Annotated in this window: 12 protein-coding genes, 1 tRNA gene and 1 rRNA gene; all 14 read left to right on the top strand. The window is 65.4% G+C overall.

Going from position 1 to position 15,092, the window contains the following annotated elements:
* Nucleotides 1–281 precede the first annotated feature (281 nt).
* On the top strand, nucleotides 282–3,221 hold the full coding sequence (locus tag Uis4E_RS02660; RefSeq protein WP_423734906.1) for an Rne/Rng family ribonuclease: 2,940 nt from the start codon (nucleotides 282–284) through the stop codon (nucleotides 3,219–3,221).
* A gap of 166 nt (nucleotides 3,222–3,387) precedes the next feature.
* Entirely contained in the window at nucleotides 3,388–3,696 is a 309-nt protein-coding gene (gene rplU / locus Uis4E_RS02655) for a 50S ribosomal protein L21 (RefSeq protein WP_034527101.1), read from the top strand.
* Between the two features lie 55 nt (nucleotides 3,697–3,751).
* Nucleotides 3,752–4,003 (top strand): 50S ribosomal protein L27, encoded by a 252-nt coding sequence (gene rpmA, locus Uis4E_RS02650; RefSeq protein ID WP_034527102.1) that lies wholly within the window; start codon nucleotides 3,752–3,754, stop codon nucleotides 4,001–4,003.
* Nucleotides 4,004–4,158: 155 nt separating this feature from the next.
* Entirely contained in the window at nucleotides 4,159–5,844 is a 1,686-nt protein-coding gene (gene obgE, locus Uis4E_RS02645; protein ID WP_101621735.1) for a GTPase ObgE, read from the top strand.
* A gap of 10 nt (nucleotides 5,845–5,854) precedes the next feature.
* The gene (gene proB, locus Uis4E_RS02640; RefSeq protein ID WP_101621734.1) at nucleotides 5,855–6,988 is read left to right on the top strand and encodes a glutamate 5-kinase; all 1,134 of its coding nucleotides are present in this window, start codon (nucleotides 5,855–5,857) and stop codon (nucleotides 6,986–6,988) included.
* 127 nt (nucleotides 6,989–7,115) lie between these two features.
* Nucleotides 7,116–8,324, top strand: coding sequence for a pyridoxal phosphate-dependent aminotransferase (locus Uis4E_RS02635; RefSeq protein ID WP_101621733.1), 1,209 nt, complete (start codon nucleotides 7,116–7,118; stop codon nucleotides 8,322–8,324).
* A gap of 187 nt (nucleotides 8,325–8,511) precedes the next feature.
* Nucleotides 8,512–8,587: transfer RNA gene (locus tag Uis4E_RS02630), tRNA-Trp, on the top strand.
* 34 nt (nucleotides 8,588–8,621) lie between these two features.
* A complete protein-coding gene (gene secE / locus Uis4E_RS02625) occupies nucleotides 8,622–8,849 on the top strand; it encodes a preprotein translocase subunit SecE (RefSeq protein ID WP_101621732.1) in 228 nt (75 codons plus the stop codon).
* 42 nt (nucleotides 8,850–8,891) lie between these two features.
* Nucleotides 8,892–9,797, top strand: a complete 906-nt coding sequence (gene nusG, locus Uis4E_RS02620; protein ID WP_101621731.1) for a transcription termination/antitermination protein NusG — start codon at nucleotides 8,892–8,894, stop codon at nucleotides 9,795–9,797.
* Nucleotides 9,798–10,439: 642 nt separating this feature from the next.
* Nucleotides 10,440–12,191, top strand: a complete 1,752-nt coding sequence (locus tag Uis4E_RS02615) for a sodium:solute symporter family protein (RefSeq protein ID WP_101621730.1) — start codon at nucleotides 10,440–10,442, stop codon at nucleotides 12,189–12,191.
* 49 nt (nucleotides 12,192–12,240) lie between these two features.
* The gene (locus Uis4E_RS02610) at nucleotides 12,241–12,576 is read left to right on the top strand and encodes a hypothetical protein (RefSeq protein WP_101621729.1); all 336 of its coding nucleotides are present in this window, start codon (nucleotides 12,241–12,243) and stop codon (nucleotides 12,574–12,576) included.
* Between the two features lie 392 nt (nucleotides 12,577–12,968).
* Nucleotides 12,969–13,400: a 50S ribosomal protein L11 gene (gene rplK / locus Uis4E_RS02600; RefSeq protein ID WP_034527117.1), complete on the top strand. Its 432-nt coding sequence runs from the start codon at nucleotides 12,969–12,971 to the stop codon at nucleotides 13,398–13,400.
* Between the two features lie 15 nt (nucleotides 13,401–13,415).
* Nucleotides 13,416–14,108 carry a 50S ribosomal protein L1 gene (gene rplA, locus Uis4E_RS02595; protein WP_034527119.1) on the top strand — a complete coding sequence of 231 codons (693 nt, stop codon included), beginning with the start codon at nucleotides 13,416–13,418 and terminating at the stop codon, nucleotides 14,106–14,108.
* Nucleotides 14,109–14,940: 832 nt separating this feature from the next.
* A 16S ribosomal RNA gene (locus Uis4E_RS02590) occupies nucleotides 14,941–15,092 on the top strand; the annotation flags it as partial.

Here is a 15,092-nt window from a genome sequence, read left to right as displayed (position 1 = left end):
TGGGCCGTGGGTGAACGCAGCCCGGTCAAAGTTGTGGCATACTTAAGGATGGCGGTTCTGCAAGCCGCCGACGTGCCAGATGGCGTCGATCCCCTCGCATCGGGTCTTTCCCCCCGAATCTCCGCGCGAGCGCCGGTGTCCGCCGTCCGAGCCGCACAGACTTTGACTGGATTTGCTTCTGCGGGCGCAACCGATGCGCGGCCACGGTGAGAGCGTGGTGTGACAGCCGCAGTGAGCCCTGAGTAAGGCTGGCATGATGCAGCATGCCGGCGAGGAGCATCGTGCCCACTGTGAACAACGATGGGGCCGACGAGGTCGGCGCCCTGAACATCAACGTACCCGAATCCGCTTCCGAATCGTCCTCCACGCCGTCCCGTCGTCGCCGCGGCGGCCGTCGCGTGGTGCGTGGTGCCGGCGCCGCCGGTGCGTCGCTCGAGCTGAAAGTCGAGGACCATTCCTCGCCGATGTTCGAGGAGCCGAAGCTGCCGATCGCCGACCAACCGTCGGACGATGCCGCGTCGCCCGTGACGCGGATCGACGATGACGACGATGAGACGCCCGTGCGCTCGCGTCGTCGCCGCGTCGCCCGCGACGAACGCGACGACGTCGACGAGCGTCCGTCCCGCTCGCGCCGTCGTGCGCGTCTTTCCGACGATGACGACGACGAGCGCGGCGATGAGCGTCCGTCGCGTCGCCGCCGCGCACGCTACGACGATGACGACGAGCTCGTCGAGCGTCCGTCGCGTCGCCGCCGTGCCGTGCGCGACGATGATGACGACGAGTACGAGCGTCCGTCCCGTGCGCGTCGTCGCCGCGCCATCCGCGACGACTACGACGATGACGACGATGACATGCGCTACGACCGTTCCCGCCGCGCCCGCCGCGACGATGACGACGACGATCAGCTGGAACGCGCCGAGGAGCTGCTCGACGTGCTGCCGATCCACGATCGCGATGACCGCAACGGCGGCCGCCGCGCCAAGCCGATGACGTCCCTGCTGTTCCAGGAGCCCGTGCTGCCGGTCGGCGCGCCGGCCGCGAACGACGACGATGACGACGACGCGGAGTCCCGCGACGATCGCGGCGGTGACACCGACCGTGACGACGAGCGCGAAGGCGGCTCCCGCGAGGGCCGTCGCACGCGCCGCCGTCGCCGTGCCGACCGTGCCGACCGCTCCGACGGCGATGCCCGCGGCGGCGACGCGGACGCCGACCGCGACGAATCCGACACGCGTGATGCCGAGCGCGACGGCGTCGAGCCGCAGGACGAGGAGTCCGGCTCGACGCGCACGCGCCGCGGCCGCAACCGCCGTCTCAACGCGCAGGAACGCCGCGCCGCCGCCGAAGTCGAACAGATCGAGGAGGACCTCGAACTCGACGACATCGCCTACCGTCCGATCGACGAGGAGGAGAACGACGATACGGCCGACGAGACGCGCACGCGTCGCCGTCGCCGTCGTCGCAACAAGACCGACCAGGCGTCCGGCGACGAGCGCGCCGCACGTGCCGATGCCGACGAACATGAGGACCGCGACGAGCGCGCCTCCCGCGACGAGGAGGAGACGGTCACGCGCCGTCGTCGCCGCCGTCGCGGCAAGGGCGGCGACGACGAGCAGATCGTCGCGCGCCGCTCCCGCAAGCAGCAGTACATCGACGAGATCACCGACGTGGAAGGCTCGACCCGACTCGAAGCCAAGAAGCAGCGCCGCCGCGACAACCGCCGCGAACGCTCCCGCCAGTCGCAGCTCATGGAACAGGACTTCCTCGCGCGCCGCGAGAACGTCGAACGTCTCATGGTCGTGCGCGAGAAGGAGCAGCACACGCAGATCTCCGTCGTGGAGGACAACGTGCTCGTCGAGCATTACGTGTCCGACATCCAGGAGGTGCAGACCGTCGGCAACGTGTACCTCGGCCGCGTGCAGAACGTGCTGCCGAGCATGGAGGCCGCGTTCGTCGACATCGGGCAGGCGCGCAACGGCGTGCTGTACGCCGGCGAGGTCAACTGGGATGCGACGCGTCTCGAAGGCCAGCCGCGCCGCATCGAACTCGCGTTCAAGTCCGGCGATCCGGTGCTCGTGCAGGTCACCAAGGACCCGATCGGCCACAAGGGCGCCCGTCTGACCTCACAGGTCACGCTCGCCGGCCGTTTCCTCGTGCTCGTGCCGTCCGGCGGCATGACCGGCGTGAGCCGCAAGCTTTCGGAGCGCGAACGCTCCCGCCTCAAGAACATCGTCTCCAAGATCGCGCCGAAGAACATGGGCGTGATCATCCGCACCGCCGCCGAGGGAGCGAGCGAGGAGGCGATCGTCAAGGATCTGGAGAGCCTCGTGCGCCAGTGGGAGCGCATCAACGCCAAGCGCGAGGAGTTCTGGCACGGCAAGCGCCCGAAGCTGCTGCAGGGCGAGCCGGACGTGGCGATTCGCGTCGTGCGCGACATCTTCAACGACGACTTCACGAAGCTCATCGTGGAGGGCGACAAGGTGTACGAGCGCATCGAGGAGTACCTCGACACGATGGCCCCCGACTTGAAGGACAAGCTGGAGAAGTGGGATCCGGCCGACCATCAGGGCAAGGACGTGTTCGACAAGTGGCAGATCGACTCGCAGCTCCGCAAGGGTATGGAACGTCAGGTGTACCTGCCGTCCGGCGGCTCGATCGTCATCGACCGCACCGAGGCGATGACCACGATCGACGTGAACACCGGCCGCTTCATCGGCCGCGGCAAGTCGCTCGAGGAGACCGTCACCCGATGCAACCTCGAAGCCTCCGAGGAGATCGCGCGCCAGCTGCGCCTGCGCGACATCGGCGGCATGATCATGATCGACTACGTCGACATGGTGATGCCGGCCAACCGCGACCTCGTGCTGCGCCGCCTCGTCGAATGCCTGGCGCGCGACCGCACCAAGCACCAGGTGGCGGAGGTCACGTCGCTCGGCCTCGTGCAGATGACGCGCAAGCGCATCGGCCAGGGCCTGGTGGAGGCGTTCTCCGAGGAGTGCCCGACCTGCAAGGGACGCGGCTTCATCCTGCACGACAAGCCGATCGTCAACGCCGACTACGACGATCCGTACGCGTTGCGCGGCGGTGACCCGTTCGTCAAGACGAACAAGCACGGCCGCGGCACGACCCCTGCGCCGGAGCCGGCCGGCTCCACGCCGGACGTGAAGGCCAAGCTCGCCCAGATCGCCGCGGCCGCCGTGGCCGCCGGCGGTGAGGAGTAAGCCCGCCCGCTTCGGCCCTATAACACAGTTCGTACAGACACGCGGACGGAACACGGTTGCGTTAGTCCGCGCGTCGGTGTACGTTTGATTGCTGGTGTCTGACCGCGAGCTCGGCATATCCGGGTGAGTCAGGCAAGAAGCTTGCCAATTCAATAAAGGAACGATTATGTACGCGATTGTGAAGGCCGGTGGCCATCAGGAAAAGGTCGAGGTCGGCGACGTCATCCTCGTCAACCGTCTCGACGCCAAGCAGGGCGATACCGTGGAATTCCCGGTCGCGCTCGTTGTCGACGGTGCGAACGTCACCCTCGCCGCCGCTGATCTGGCTAAGATCTCCGTCAAGGCCGAGGTCGTGAAGGACGATGCCAAGGGCCCGAAGATCAGCATCCAGAAGTACAAGAACAAGACCGGCGTCGCCCGCCGCAAGGGTCACCGTCAGAAGCTGACGATGGTCAAGGTCACCGAGATCGCCTGAGTTCTTGACAGCAGGTTTTCCGTTAAAGCTTAATTAGTACCGAAAGGAAACGATCATGGCACATAAGAAGGGTGCTTCCAGCTCGCGTAACGGTCGCGATTCAAATCCTCAATACCTCGGTGTGAAGAAGTTCGGCGGTGAAGCCGTCGTCGCCGGCAACATCATCGTTCGCCAGCGTGGCACCAACTTCCACCCGGGCCAGAACGTCGGCATGGGCAAGGATCACACCCTGTTCGCGCTGACCGACGGCTCCGTCAAGTTCGGCGTCCGTCGTGACCGCAAGGTCGTCGACGTCATCGCCGCCTGAGCGACAAGCCATTTCGGCGACAAGCGTTTCGGAAAGCCGCGCCCGTAAGGACGCGGCTTTTTCGTATCCGGCGTAACGGCCGGCGTAGTATCCGGCGTAGTATCCGGCGTAGCAGGAACGGCCCCGAACCAAGGGTCAGGATAGGGTTAACAGTTATGAGTGATTTTGTGGATCGAGTGACCGTCCATGTCAAGGGCGGTGACGGCGGCAACGGCTCGGCCGGCATCCGCCGTGAGAAGTACAAGCCGTTGGCCGGCCCGAACGGCGGCAACGGCGGTGACGGCGGCTCCGTCATCTTCGAGGCGACGCGCAACGCGACCAGCCTGCTGGACTATCGTTTCATGCCGCACCGTGTGGCGCCCAGCGGCACGATGGGCCTGGGCGACAACAAGGACGGCGTCAAAGGCAAGGATCTGATCCTGCCCGTACCGTGCGGCACCGTGATCTTCACGGCCAAGGGCGCGCAGGGCGCCCCCAAGCACCCCGGCGAGGAGCTCGCCGACTTGCGCCATGAGGGCGATCGTTTCATCGCCGCGGAAGGCGGCGCCGGCGGTCTCGGCAACATCGCGCTGGCGANCCGCACCCGCCGTGCCCCCGGCTTCGCCCTGCTCGGCGAGCTCGGCGAGGAACGCGACGTGATCCTCGAACTCAAGTCCATCGCCGACGTGGCGCTCGTGGGTTTCCCGTCCGCCGGCAAGTCGAGCCTCATCGCCGCGATGAGCTCCGCCAAGCCGAAGATCGCCGACTACCCGTTCACCACGCTCGTGCCGAATCTCGGCGTGGTCGTCGCCGGCGACCGGCGCTACACGATCGCCGACGTGCCGGGCCTGATTCCGGGCGCCTCCCAGGGCAAGGGCCTGGGCCTCGAGTTCCTGCGCCACATCGAACGCACCGAGATCATCGCGCACGTCATCGATTGCGCGACGCTTGAGGATGGTCGCGACCCGATGAGCGACTACGAGGCGCTGGAGCACGAGCTCGCCGAATACGCCGGCTCGCTGGAACTGCCGCTCGGTGCGATCCCGATTCCGGAGCGTCCGCGCATCATCATCCTCAACAAGGCCGATGTGCCGGAGGCCAAGGAGCTCGCCGAATTCGTCAAGCCCGAATTCGAGAAGATGGGCATGAAGGTGTTCATCATCTCCACCGCCTCGCACGAGGGGCTGAAGGAGCTCAATTTCGCCCTGGCCGACATGGTCGCCGACATGCGCGACGAGGTCGCCAAGCGCGAGCAGGCAGAAGAGGAGACGCGCGTCGTCATCAAGCCGCTGGAGACGCGCGGCCGTCGCCGCCGTTCCGCCGACGAGCACGGCACCCCGGTCGACTTCACCGTCGAACGCAAGGAGAACAAGCTCGGCGAATTCTGGTTCGAGGTCACCGGCCGCAAGCCGGAACGCTGGGTGCAGCAGACCAACTTCGACAACGACGAGGCCGTCGGCTACCTCGCCGACCGTCTCGCCAAGCTGGGCGTCGAGGACGAGCTGCGTCGCAAGGGCGCCAAGCCGGGCGACGAGGTGCGCATCGGCAAGGGCGACCGTGCGGTCGACTTCGACTGGGATCCGACCATCGCCGCCGGCGCGGAACGCCTCGATGGCGCCCCGCTGGGCGCGCGTGGCCAGGATCTGCGTCTCGACGCCGAACAGCCGGGCTCCCGTCGCCGCACCAACGCGGAACGCCGTCGCGAATACCACGCGATGATGGACGCGAAGGCCGCCGTGCGCGAGGCGATGATGAAGGAACGCGCCGCCGGCCACTGGGCCGACCCGTCCATCGACGACGACCGTCACGACGAGAAGACCCTCTTCGGTCGCGGCGAGGATTCCGAAACACAGGACGAGTAGAACGGCAACCATGTCCACACCGTCACAGGCCCAGATCCGCCGCCGCGTGTCCGAAGCGGAAACCGTCGTCGTCAAGGTAGGTTCCAGCTCACTCACGCAGGCCGACGGCCATCTCGACGTCACGAAACTCAACGCGCTGGTCGGCGCGCTCGCGTCGACACAGCTCATGGGAGCGCGCGTCGTGCTCGTCTCGTCGGGTGCCATCGCCGCCGGTTTCGGCCCGCTCGGCTTCGACGCGCGGCCGACCGACGTCGCCACGCAGCAGGCGACCGCGGCCGTCGGCCAGGGCCTGCTCATGGCGCAGTACGAGGCGGCGTTCGGCCGGTTCGGCGTGCGCGTCGGACAGATCCTCATCACCGCGGAAGACACGATCCGCGCCACCCAGTACCGCAATGTGCAGCGCACGCTGGACCGTCTGCTCGATCTGGGCGTCGTGCCGATCATCAATGAGAACGACTCCCTCGCCTCGAACGAGATCCGTTTCGGCGACAACGACCGGCTGTCGGCGCTCGTCGCGAACCTCGTGCGCGCCGACGCACTCGTCCTGCTCACCGACGTGGACGGCCTGTACACGGCGCCGCCGAGCGAACCCGGATCGAAGCGCATCGCCTACGTGCCGAACGTCGTGGACGCGCTCGGCGAGGTGAAGGTCGGCGGCACGGGCTCGAAGGTCGGCACCGGCGGCATGGTCACCAAACTGGAGGCGGCGCGCGTCGCGGCCGTCTCCGGCATCCCCACCGTGCTCACCTGCGCGGGCAACGCGGGACCGGCGCTGATGGGCGATCCGGTAGGCACCGCGTTCGCGCCGGTGAAGCGTCGCGGGTCGACGCGACGGCTGTGGATCGGCTTCGCCGCCGAGCCGCGCGGCACGATCATCGTCGACGCCGGCGCGGGGGAGGCCGTGCGCGGCGGGCGCGCGTCGCTCCTCGCCGCCGGCGCGGTCGAGGTGCGCGGCGCGTTCTCCGCCGGCGATCCGGTGTGGATCGACGCGGAGGACGGCACGCATCTGGCGCGCGGACTCGCCGGATACGACTCCGAGGAGGTGCCGCGGATGCTCGGACGCAACACGACGCAGCTCAAGCGCATCCTCGGCGAGGAGTACGCGCACCCGCTCGTCCATCGCGACAATCTCGTGCTCGTGTGAGGTGAGGGGCGGTCCGGCGGGTACCCGGACACTGCGGCGGGTACCCGGACACCGCGGCGGTATCGGTCGGGCATCCGCCGGACTGTTCCCTTTTTCGCCCTTCGGGTTTATTGTGGGAGCCATGACTATGGCTGATTGGCAGACTCTCTCCGACCGTATCAATCACGTGACCCCGAGCGCCACGCTCGCCGTCGACTCCAAGGCGAAGGCCATGAAGGCCGCCGGCCTCGATGTCATCGGCTTCGGCGCCGGCGAACCGAACTTCCCGACGCCCGACTATGTGGTCGATGCGGCGGCGGCCGCCTGCCGCGATCCGAAGAACTACAAGTACACGCCCACGCCGGGCCTGCCCGAGCTGCGTCGCGCCATCGCCGACAAGACGCTGCGCGACTCCGGCTACGAGGTGACGCCCGACCAGGTCGTCGTGACCAACGGCGGCAAGCAGGCGGTCTATTCGACGTTCCAGATCCTGCTCGACGAAGGCGACGAGGTCATCATCCCCACGCCGTACTGGACCAGCTACCCGGAGGCCGTCAAGCTCGCCGGAGGCAAGCCGGTCGAGGTGTTCGCCGGTGCCGACCGCGGCTTCGAGCCGGACCTCGCGGCGATCGAAGCTGCGCGCACCGAGCGCACGAAGGCGATCATCGTGACCTCCCCGAACAACCCGACCGGTGCCGTGTGGAGCCCCGAAACCATCGAGGGCATCGCGAAGTGGGCGATCGAGCACCACGTGTGGGTCATCTCCGATGAGATCTACGAGCACCTCAACTACGACGACGCGCACACCACGTTCATCGGCGCGGCCGTGCCCGAAGTGCGCGATCAGCTCATCGTGCTCAACGGCGTCGCCAAGACCTACGCGATGCCCGGCTGGCGCGTCGGCTGGCTCATCGCGCCCGAGCCGGTCGCCAAGGCCGCCGCCAAGCTGCAGGGCCATATGACCTCCAATGTGGCGAACGTCTCCCAGCGCGCCGCCATCGCCGCCGTCTCCGGCCCGCTCGACGCCGTCTACCGCATGCGCGAGGCGTTCGACGTGCGCCGCAAGGCGATCGTCGCCGCGCTGAACGACATCGAAGGCGTGAACTGCCCGACGCCGACCGGCGCGTTCTACGCGTTCGCCGACATCACCGCGCTGCTCGGCAAGCCGCTCGGCCCCGACGGCACCGTCTCGCACTCCTCCTCCGAGTTCGCCGCCGCGCTGCTCGACGAGGCGCACGTCGCCGCCGTCCCGGGCGAGGCGTTCGGCGCGCCCGGCTACCTGCGCTTCTCCTACGCGCTGGCCGACGACCAGCTCGCCGAGGGCATGCGCCGCATGAAGGCCTACGTCGAGGCGTGACGACCGCGTCCCGCGCGGTTCGCGACATGCCGTGACATCGTTGGAATCCCGTGGTTTTGCCACGGGATTCTCTGTATGTGGACACCGCGAATTGACGGAATCCGGGGGAGCCGCTACTATATCTGCTTGGCGGTTTTCGCCGGGCGAAGCGTTCTCTTGGGAACGTCGAGCAAGGTGAAGTTCACCTAGGGAAGTGGCGCAATTGGTAGCGCAACGGTCTCCAAAACCGTAGGTTGTGGGTTCGAGTCCCGCCTTCCCTGCCAAGGATCTTACGAATACCCTGAGCGAAGGATGAATATGGCGAAGGCTAGCAAGAGCGAAAAGGTCGTTAAGCCGAACGTCTTCATGCGCATCGGTCTGTTCATCAAGCAGATCATCGATGAGCTTCGCAAGGTCGTGACCCCCACCGCCAAGGAACTGTTCTTCTGGTCGCTGGCCGTGTTCATCTTCGTGCTGCTGCTGATGGCGCTCGTCACCGGCATGGACTTCGGTCTGGGCAAGCTCACGCTCTGGATGTTCGGCTGATCGTCTTTACGTGAACGACAACGAACCCGAAGGTGAATACGCATGAGTGATGAAGTGAATCTCGAGAATCTCGACGCGCTGCCCGACCTGCCGGACACTCCGGCCGAGAGCGCCGACGATACGGCCGCCGATACCGTCGCCCCCGTCGAGCAGACCACCGAGACCGCGGAATCCAGCGAGACCACCACCGCGGCGGATGCCGCCTCCGACGCTCCGGCCGATGCCGCCGAGCCGGTCGAGGCGCCGATCGCCTCCGTCGCAACCCCCTCCATCTCCCTCGATGACGACGAGGAGCAGGAGACCAACGAATCCGAGCAGGCCGAGGCCACCGACGCCGGCCAGGCCGCCGTCGAAGCGTTCTCCAAGTCGCTGCGCACCCTCGAAGGCAAGTGGTACGTGCTGCACACGTACTCCGGCTACGAGAAGCGCGTCAAGACCAACGTCGAATCCCGCATCCAGTCCTTCGGCCTCGAAGACACCATCTTCCAGATCGAAGTCCCGATGGAGGAAGTCGAGAAGCACACCGAGAAGGGCAAGAAGGTCATCACCCGCGTCCGCGTCCCCGGCTATGTGCTCATCCGCATGTGGCCCGACGAGAACGCCCGCCGCATCGTGCGCGAGACCGAAGGCGTGACCGGCTTCGTCGGCCCCACCAAGGATCCGGCCCCGCTCTCCCGCAAGGAAGTCGTCGCCATGATGGCCCCGATGATCGCCTCCGAAGCGCTCAAGAAGGCCGGCGACAAGCCCGCCGCCGCCAAGAAGCGCACCGTCGAGGTCTCCTACGCCATCGGCGACCAGGTCACCGTCACCGACGGCCCCTTCGCCACCATGGCAGCCGTCGTCTCCGACGTCGAGCCCACCACGCAGAAGCTCACCGTGCTCGTGTCCATCTTCGGCCGCGATACGCCGGTGGAGCTGGGCTTCAACCAGGTCCAAAAACTGGACTGAGCTTCGGCGACGGAGCGCCTTCATCGTTGCTCCTCGGTCGCGGTACCTTGGTACCGCTTCCCTCGGTGCGCCTCGAAGTCGCACGCGTCGCCGCACCTCAGTGGACTGAAATGCTTGAGAATCCCCGCCCGAAGGCGGGGATTCTTCGTATCGGGGGAGTGGGGCGGATCGTGCGGCGCGTCGGCGGGCATCGGCGACACGCCGCCGCTGGACATATGTTGCGTTCGGAAACCGTTTCCCATGCAGATTCGGTGTGCGTTCGTCACGTATTCCTCACAGACGGTCGATGCGCGGAATTGTGAGGTGTCTTACATCATCCCCGCGCGACGGCGCGCACAGACGGCGACGGTGTCGAAACGGTTGAAGGCAATGACGCCAAAGCGTCGCGCAGTTGATTGGCCACCATCGCGATAGACATGGCTGCGACCTCATGTCAACAACGAGCGGAACAAACTCACACATCGAATGTGCGAAAGCTCGGTTGTAATGTTTCCTAATGTGCGAAACCGGGGGTGGAAATGTTCGATAAAAGTTGCGAAATCGTATAAGCGGACCTATATTGTTCGCGGTAACGCAAACACCGACGTTGTGGGTCGGTGCCTGTGTTCAAGGAAGAACAAACTCTAGGAAAGAGGGAGCGGCATGATTGATCTTGCTGCCGGGGAATCCGCGATTCGCCTGTCGCTGAGCTGGGTGGATTGGCTTATCCTCATCGTCTACTTTGCCATGATCGTGTGGATCGGCTATTCGATCCACAAGCAGCAGAAGTCCTCCGAGGACTTCCTGCTCGCCGGTCGTTCGATGCCGGCCTGGATCGCAGGCCTCGCGTTCTGCGCCGCCAACCTGGGCGCCACCGAGATCCTGGGCATGGCCGCCAACGGCGCCCAGATCGGTATGCCGACCATCCACTACTACCTGATCGGCGCCGTGCCGGGCATGGTGTTCCTCGGCATCTTCATGATGCCGTTCTACTACGGCTCCGGCGTGCGCTCGGTGCCTGAGTTCATGTACCAGCGCTTCGGCAAGGGCGCGCACGTCATCGTGTCGCTGTGCTTCGCCGTCTCCACGATTCTTCAGGCCGGCATCAACCTGTACGCCATGGCCCTGATCCTCCAGGCCATGCTCGGCTGGAGCCAGTGGACCGCCATCATCGTGTCCGCCGTGTTCGTGCTCGCCTACATCACCCTCGGCGGCCTGACCTCCGCCATCTACAACGAGGTCATGCAGTTCTTCGTCATCGTCGCGGCCCTCATCCCGGTCACCGTCATCGGCCTGTCCCACGTGGGCGGCTGGAGCGGCCTGACCTCCAAGCTCGACAGCATGAAGGATTGGACCGGCTCCGTCCACGCCTGGGCCGGCACCGGCCTCGGCAACGTGACCAACCCGGTCGGCGGCGACTGGTTCTCCATCCTCATGGGCCTCGGCTTCGTGCTCGGCTTCGGCTACTGGACCACGAACTTCACCGAGGTGCAGCGCGCCTTCGCCGCGAAGAGCATGACCGCCGCCCGTATGACGCCTATCCTCGGCGCCATCCCGAAGATGGTCATCTGGCTCATCATCATCATCCCGGGCATGATCGCCGCCGCCACCGTCGGCAACCTGTTCTCCGGCGCCCACCCGGTCCTGCAGTACAACGAAGCCATCCCGTACCTGTTCAAGATGTACCTGCCGAACGGCGTCCTCGGCGTCGCCATCACCGGCATGATGGCCTCCTTCATGGCCGGCATGGCCGCGAACGTCTCCTCGTTCAACACCGTGTTCACCTACGATCTGTGGCAGGACTACGTCAAGCCGGGCCAGAGCGACAAGTACTACCTGAACATGGGCCGCATCATCACCGTGATCGGCGTGTTCATCTCCGTGTTCACCGCGTGGATCGCGTCGCAGTTCGGCAACATCATGACGTACCTGCAAACGCTGTTCAGCTTCTTCAACGCCCCGCTGTTCGCCGTGTTCATCCTCGGCCTCGTGTGGAAGCGCGTCTCCAACGTCGCCGGCACCGTCGGCTACGTGTGCGGCATCATCGCCCCGCTCATCACCTACATCCTGTACCTGCAGTCCGTCGCGGCCGGCAACCCGATCTTCGGCTCCGCCACCGCCGAGACCTGGTACGGCGCCATCATCTCCTGCCTGGCCACCTGGATCGTGGCGGCGGTCATCACGCCGTTCACCAAGGCCAAGTCCGACGAGGAGCTCGAAGGCCTGACCTTCGGCACCAACGGCATCAAGTACTTCAAGGAGGCCTCCGCCGAGGAGCTCGAGGACGCCAAGCGCGCCGCGAAGGAAGCCGGAAAGGACGTCGCCACCGTGAAGGTCCCGTGGTACAAGAAGCCGCTGATCCTGGGCACCGTGATCTTCGTGCTCGGCCTCGTCTTCTACATCCCGTTCTTCTAAACCCATCGGGTTGACCCATAGTACGTAGGAACGTCTTAAGGAGTTTGCAATGGCAGAAGAGACTCAGGGCAAGGACCTGCTGACTCAGGCCGAGAAGGACCAGGCGGTCAAGGCGGCGCGCAACAACGATCTGCGCCGGCTCATCGCCATCCTGTTCATCATCTACGGCGTGATCGTCACGATCGTCGGCATCGTCGCGCCGAACATGAACGGCGCCGACACCAACGGCATCGCGATCAACCTGTGGACCGGCATCGTCATGCTGGTCATCGGCATCGCGTTCGAACTGTGGTGCCGCCTGAAGCCGCTGTCGGCGGAAGACATCATCGCCTCCGCCGAGGAGTCCGTGCGCAAGGCGCAGGTCCAGCACGAAAGCACGAAGTGAGTCGTGCGCGCTGACCCGCGTATGAGGTGACGTCGCGCGCGGCCGGCACGCCGGCGACGCGCGGCACGCCGCCGTCACGCGGAAAAGGGGACCGTCGGGAGCAATGCTCTCCCGACGGTCCCCTTTCGCGTATCGTCGCGCGCGTCGCGTCGCGGCGATGACGCGATGACGTGCGATGACGTGCGATGGCACGACGTGCGTGTCGATGAAGGCGATGATGTCGGGACGGACCCGCATAATGGGATGGTTTGTGTCTGGAGGGGAGACCCGCTAGCACAGCACAGCAATATAAGTTGCGGGAGGAGACCGTGCGGCGGCCGCGCATCGCTTCGGCGGCGCGTGCGGACGGACGGCGACCGATTGCACCGCGTTATAGAAAGAAGAACCATAACATGGCTCCCAAGAAGAAAGTCTCCGCGCTGATCAAGCTGCAGATTCAGGCTGGCAAGGCCAACCCGGCCCCGCCGCTGGGCCCTGCGCTGGGTTCGCACGGCGTCAACATCATGGACTTCTGCAAGGCGTACAACGCCCAGACGCAGGACAAGATGGGACAGGTGATCCCGGTCGAGATCACCGTCTACGAAGACCGTTCCTTCACCTTCATCCTCAAGACCCCGCCGGCCGCGGCTCTGCTCAAGAAGGCCGCCGGCATCGACAAGGGCACCGAGAACCCGCTGACCCACAAGGTCGGCTCCGTCACCAAGGCGCAGGTTCGCGAGATCGCCGAGACCAAGATGGCCGATCTCTCCGCCCGTGACATCGAAGCCGGCATGAAGATCATCGAAGGTACCGCCCGCTCCATGGGCATCACGGTGACCGACTGATAAGGAGAAGGACAGATGGCTAAGCATTCCAAGAAGTACCTTGAGGCGGCCGAGAAGGTCGATCGCAACAACCTGTACACCCCCGACCAGGCCATCGCGCTGCTCAAGAGCATGCCGGCCCGCAACTTCGACGAGTCCGTCGAGGCGGTGCTTCGCCTGAACGTCGACCCGCGCAAGGCCGACCAGCTGGTCCGCGGCACCGTGAGCCTGCCTCACGGCACCGGCAAGACCGTCAAGGTCCTCGTCTTCGCCCGTGGCCCGCAGGCCACCGCGGCCCAGGAGGCCGGCGCCGACATCGTCGGTGACGACGAGCTCATCGCCAAGGTGCAGGGCGGCTTCCTCGACTTCGATTCCGTCGTCGCCACCCCGGACATGATGGGCAAGGTCGGCCGCCTCGGCCGTGTGCTCGGTCCGCGTGGCCTCATGCCGAACCCGAAGACCGGCACCGTGACCATGGACGTCGCCAAGGCCGTCAAGGACATCAAGGCCGGTAAGATCGAGTTCCGCGTCGACAAGAACGGCAACCTCTCCTTCCTGATCGGCAAGGCCTCCTTCGAGGAGTCCGCTCTGGACGAGAACTTCCGCGCCGTCGCCGACGAGGTCAAGCGCCTCAAGCCGGCCACCGTCAAGGGCCGCTACATCACCAAGGCGACCATCACCTCCACCATGGGCCCCGGCATCCCGGTCGACCCGAACGTGGTTGCGTGACGTCGTTCCGACGTGACATCGGTGTGACGCCGTCGTGCGTGACGCCATGATGCATCGAAGGTCCCCGGTTCCTTTCGGAACCGGGGACCTTTCGTTATCTCATGTTTCCTCCCGCTGGCGGGAGGTGGCGTGGGGCATGTCTGTGGGTGGTGTGTGTTCCTCCCGCTGGCGGGAGGTGGCGCGCGGGACGCGCGTCGGAGGGTGGTCGGGTGGTGGGTGGTGGCCACCCCCACCCGGCTTCGCCGGGAGCCCCCGCCGGCGGGGGCGTGTGCGTGTCGCGTGCATGTCGGTTTCCTCCCGCTGGCGGGAGGTGGCGCGCGGAGCGCGTCGGTGGGTGGTTTCGCCGGGTTGTGGTTGTTGGGTTGGGTGAATGGTTGGTTGGTTGTGGGTGAATTGTGTTGGTTGTGGTGTGGGTGGTGGTGTTGTGGTGGGTATCGTGGTGGTTGTAGGGCTTGTTGGGCTTGTTTTCGACACGCCGTGGGAGTGTTGTGTTTGCAACGGTTCCGGGGTGGTTTTGTGGTGTGGGTTTGCGGTGTGGTGCCGGGTGGTGTATGTTTATCTCTTGCTGCCGGTCAGCTTCTGGTTCTTCCCTTTGTGTGGTTGGTTTCCGGGGTTGGCTGTGTGTGGTGGTTTGAGAACTCAAGAGTGTGTTGTACTACTTACTTCTTTATAGTCAATGATTGCCAGTCCGATTCTCGCTTCGGGGTTTTTCCTGGAGTCGCCGAGGGGCGTTGAAGAGGGTCGGGGTTTTTGTGCGAACGTCCTTCCTTATAGGATGTTCCGTCAATTGTTTTTTTTGAGAGTCATCTGTCGATGTCTTTCTGCAAGGTTTTTTGTGGAGGGTTCGATTCTGGCTCAGGATGAACGCTGGCGGCGTGCTTAACACATGCAAGTCGAACGGGATCCTGCCAGCTTGCTGGTGGGTGAGAGTGGCGAACGGGTGAGTAATGCGTGACCGACCTGCCCCGTACTCCGGAATAGCTC

The organism is Bifidobacterium parmae, from assembly GCF_002860365.1.
Taxonomy (GTDB): domain Bacteria; phylum Actinomycetota; class Actinomycetes; order Actinomycetales; family Bifidobacteriaceae; genus Bifidobacterium; species Bifidobacterium parmae.
Note: the sequence above shows the minus strand (reverse complement) of the source record. Positions and strands in the feature narration are given on the sequence as shown.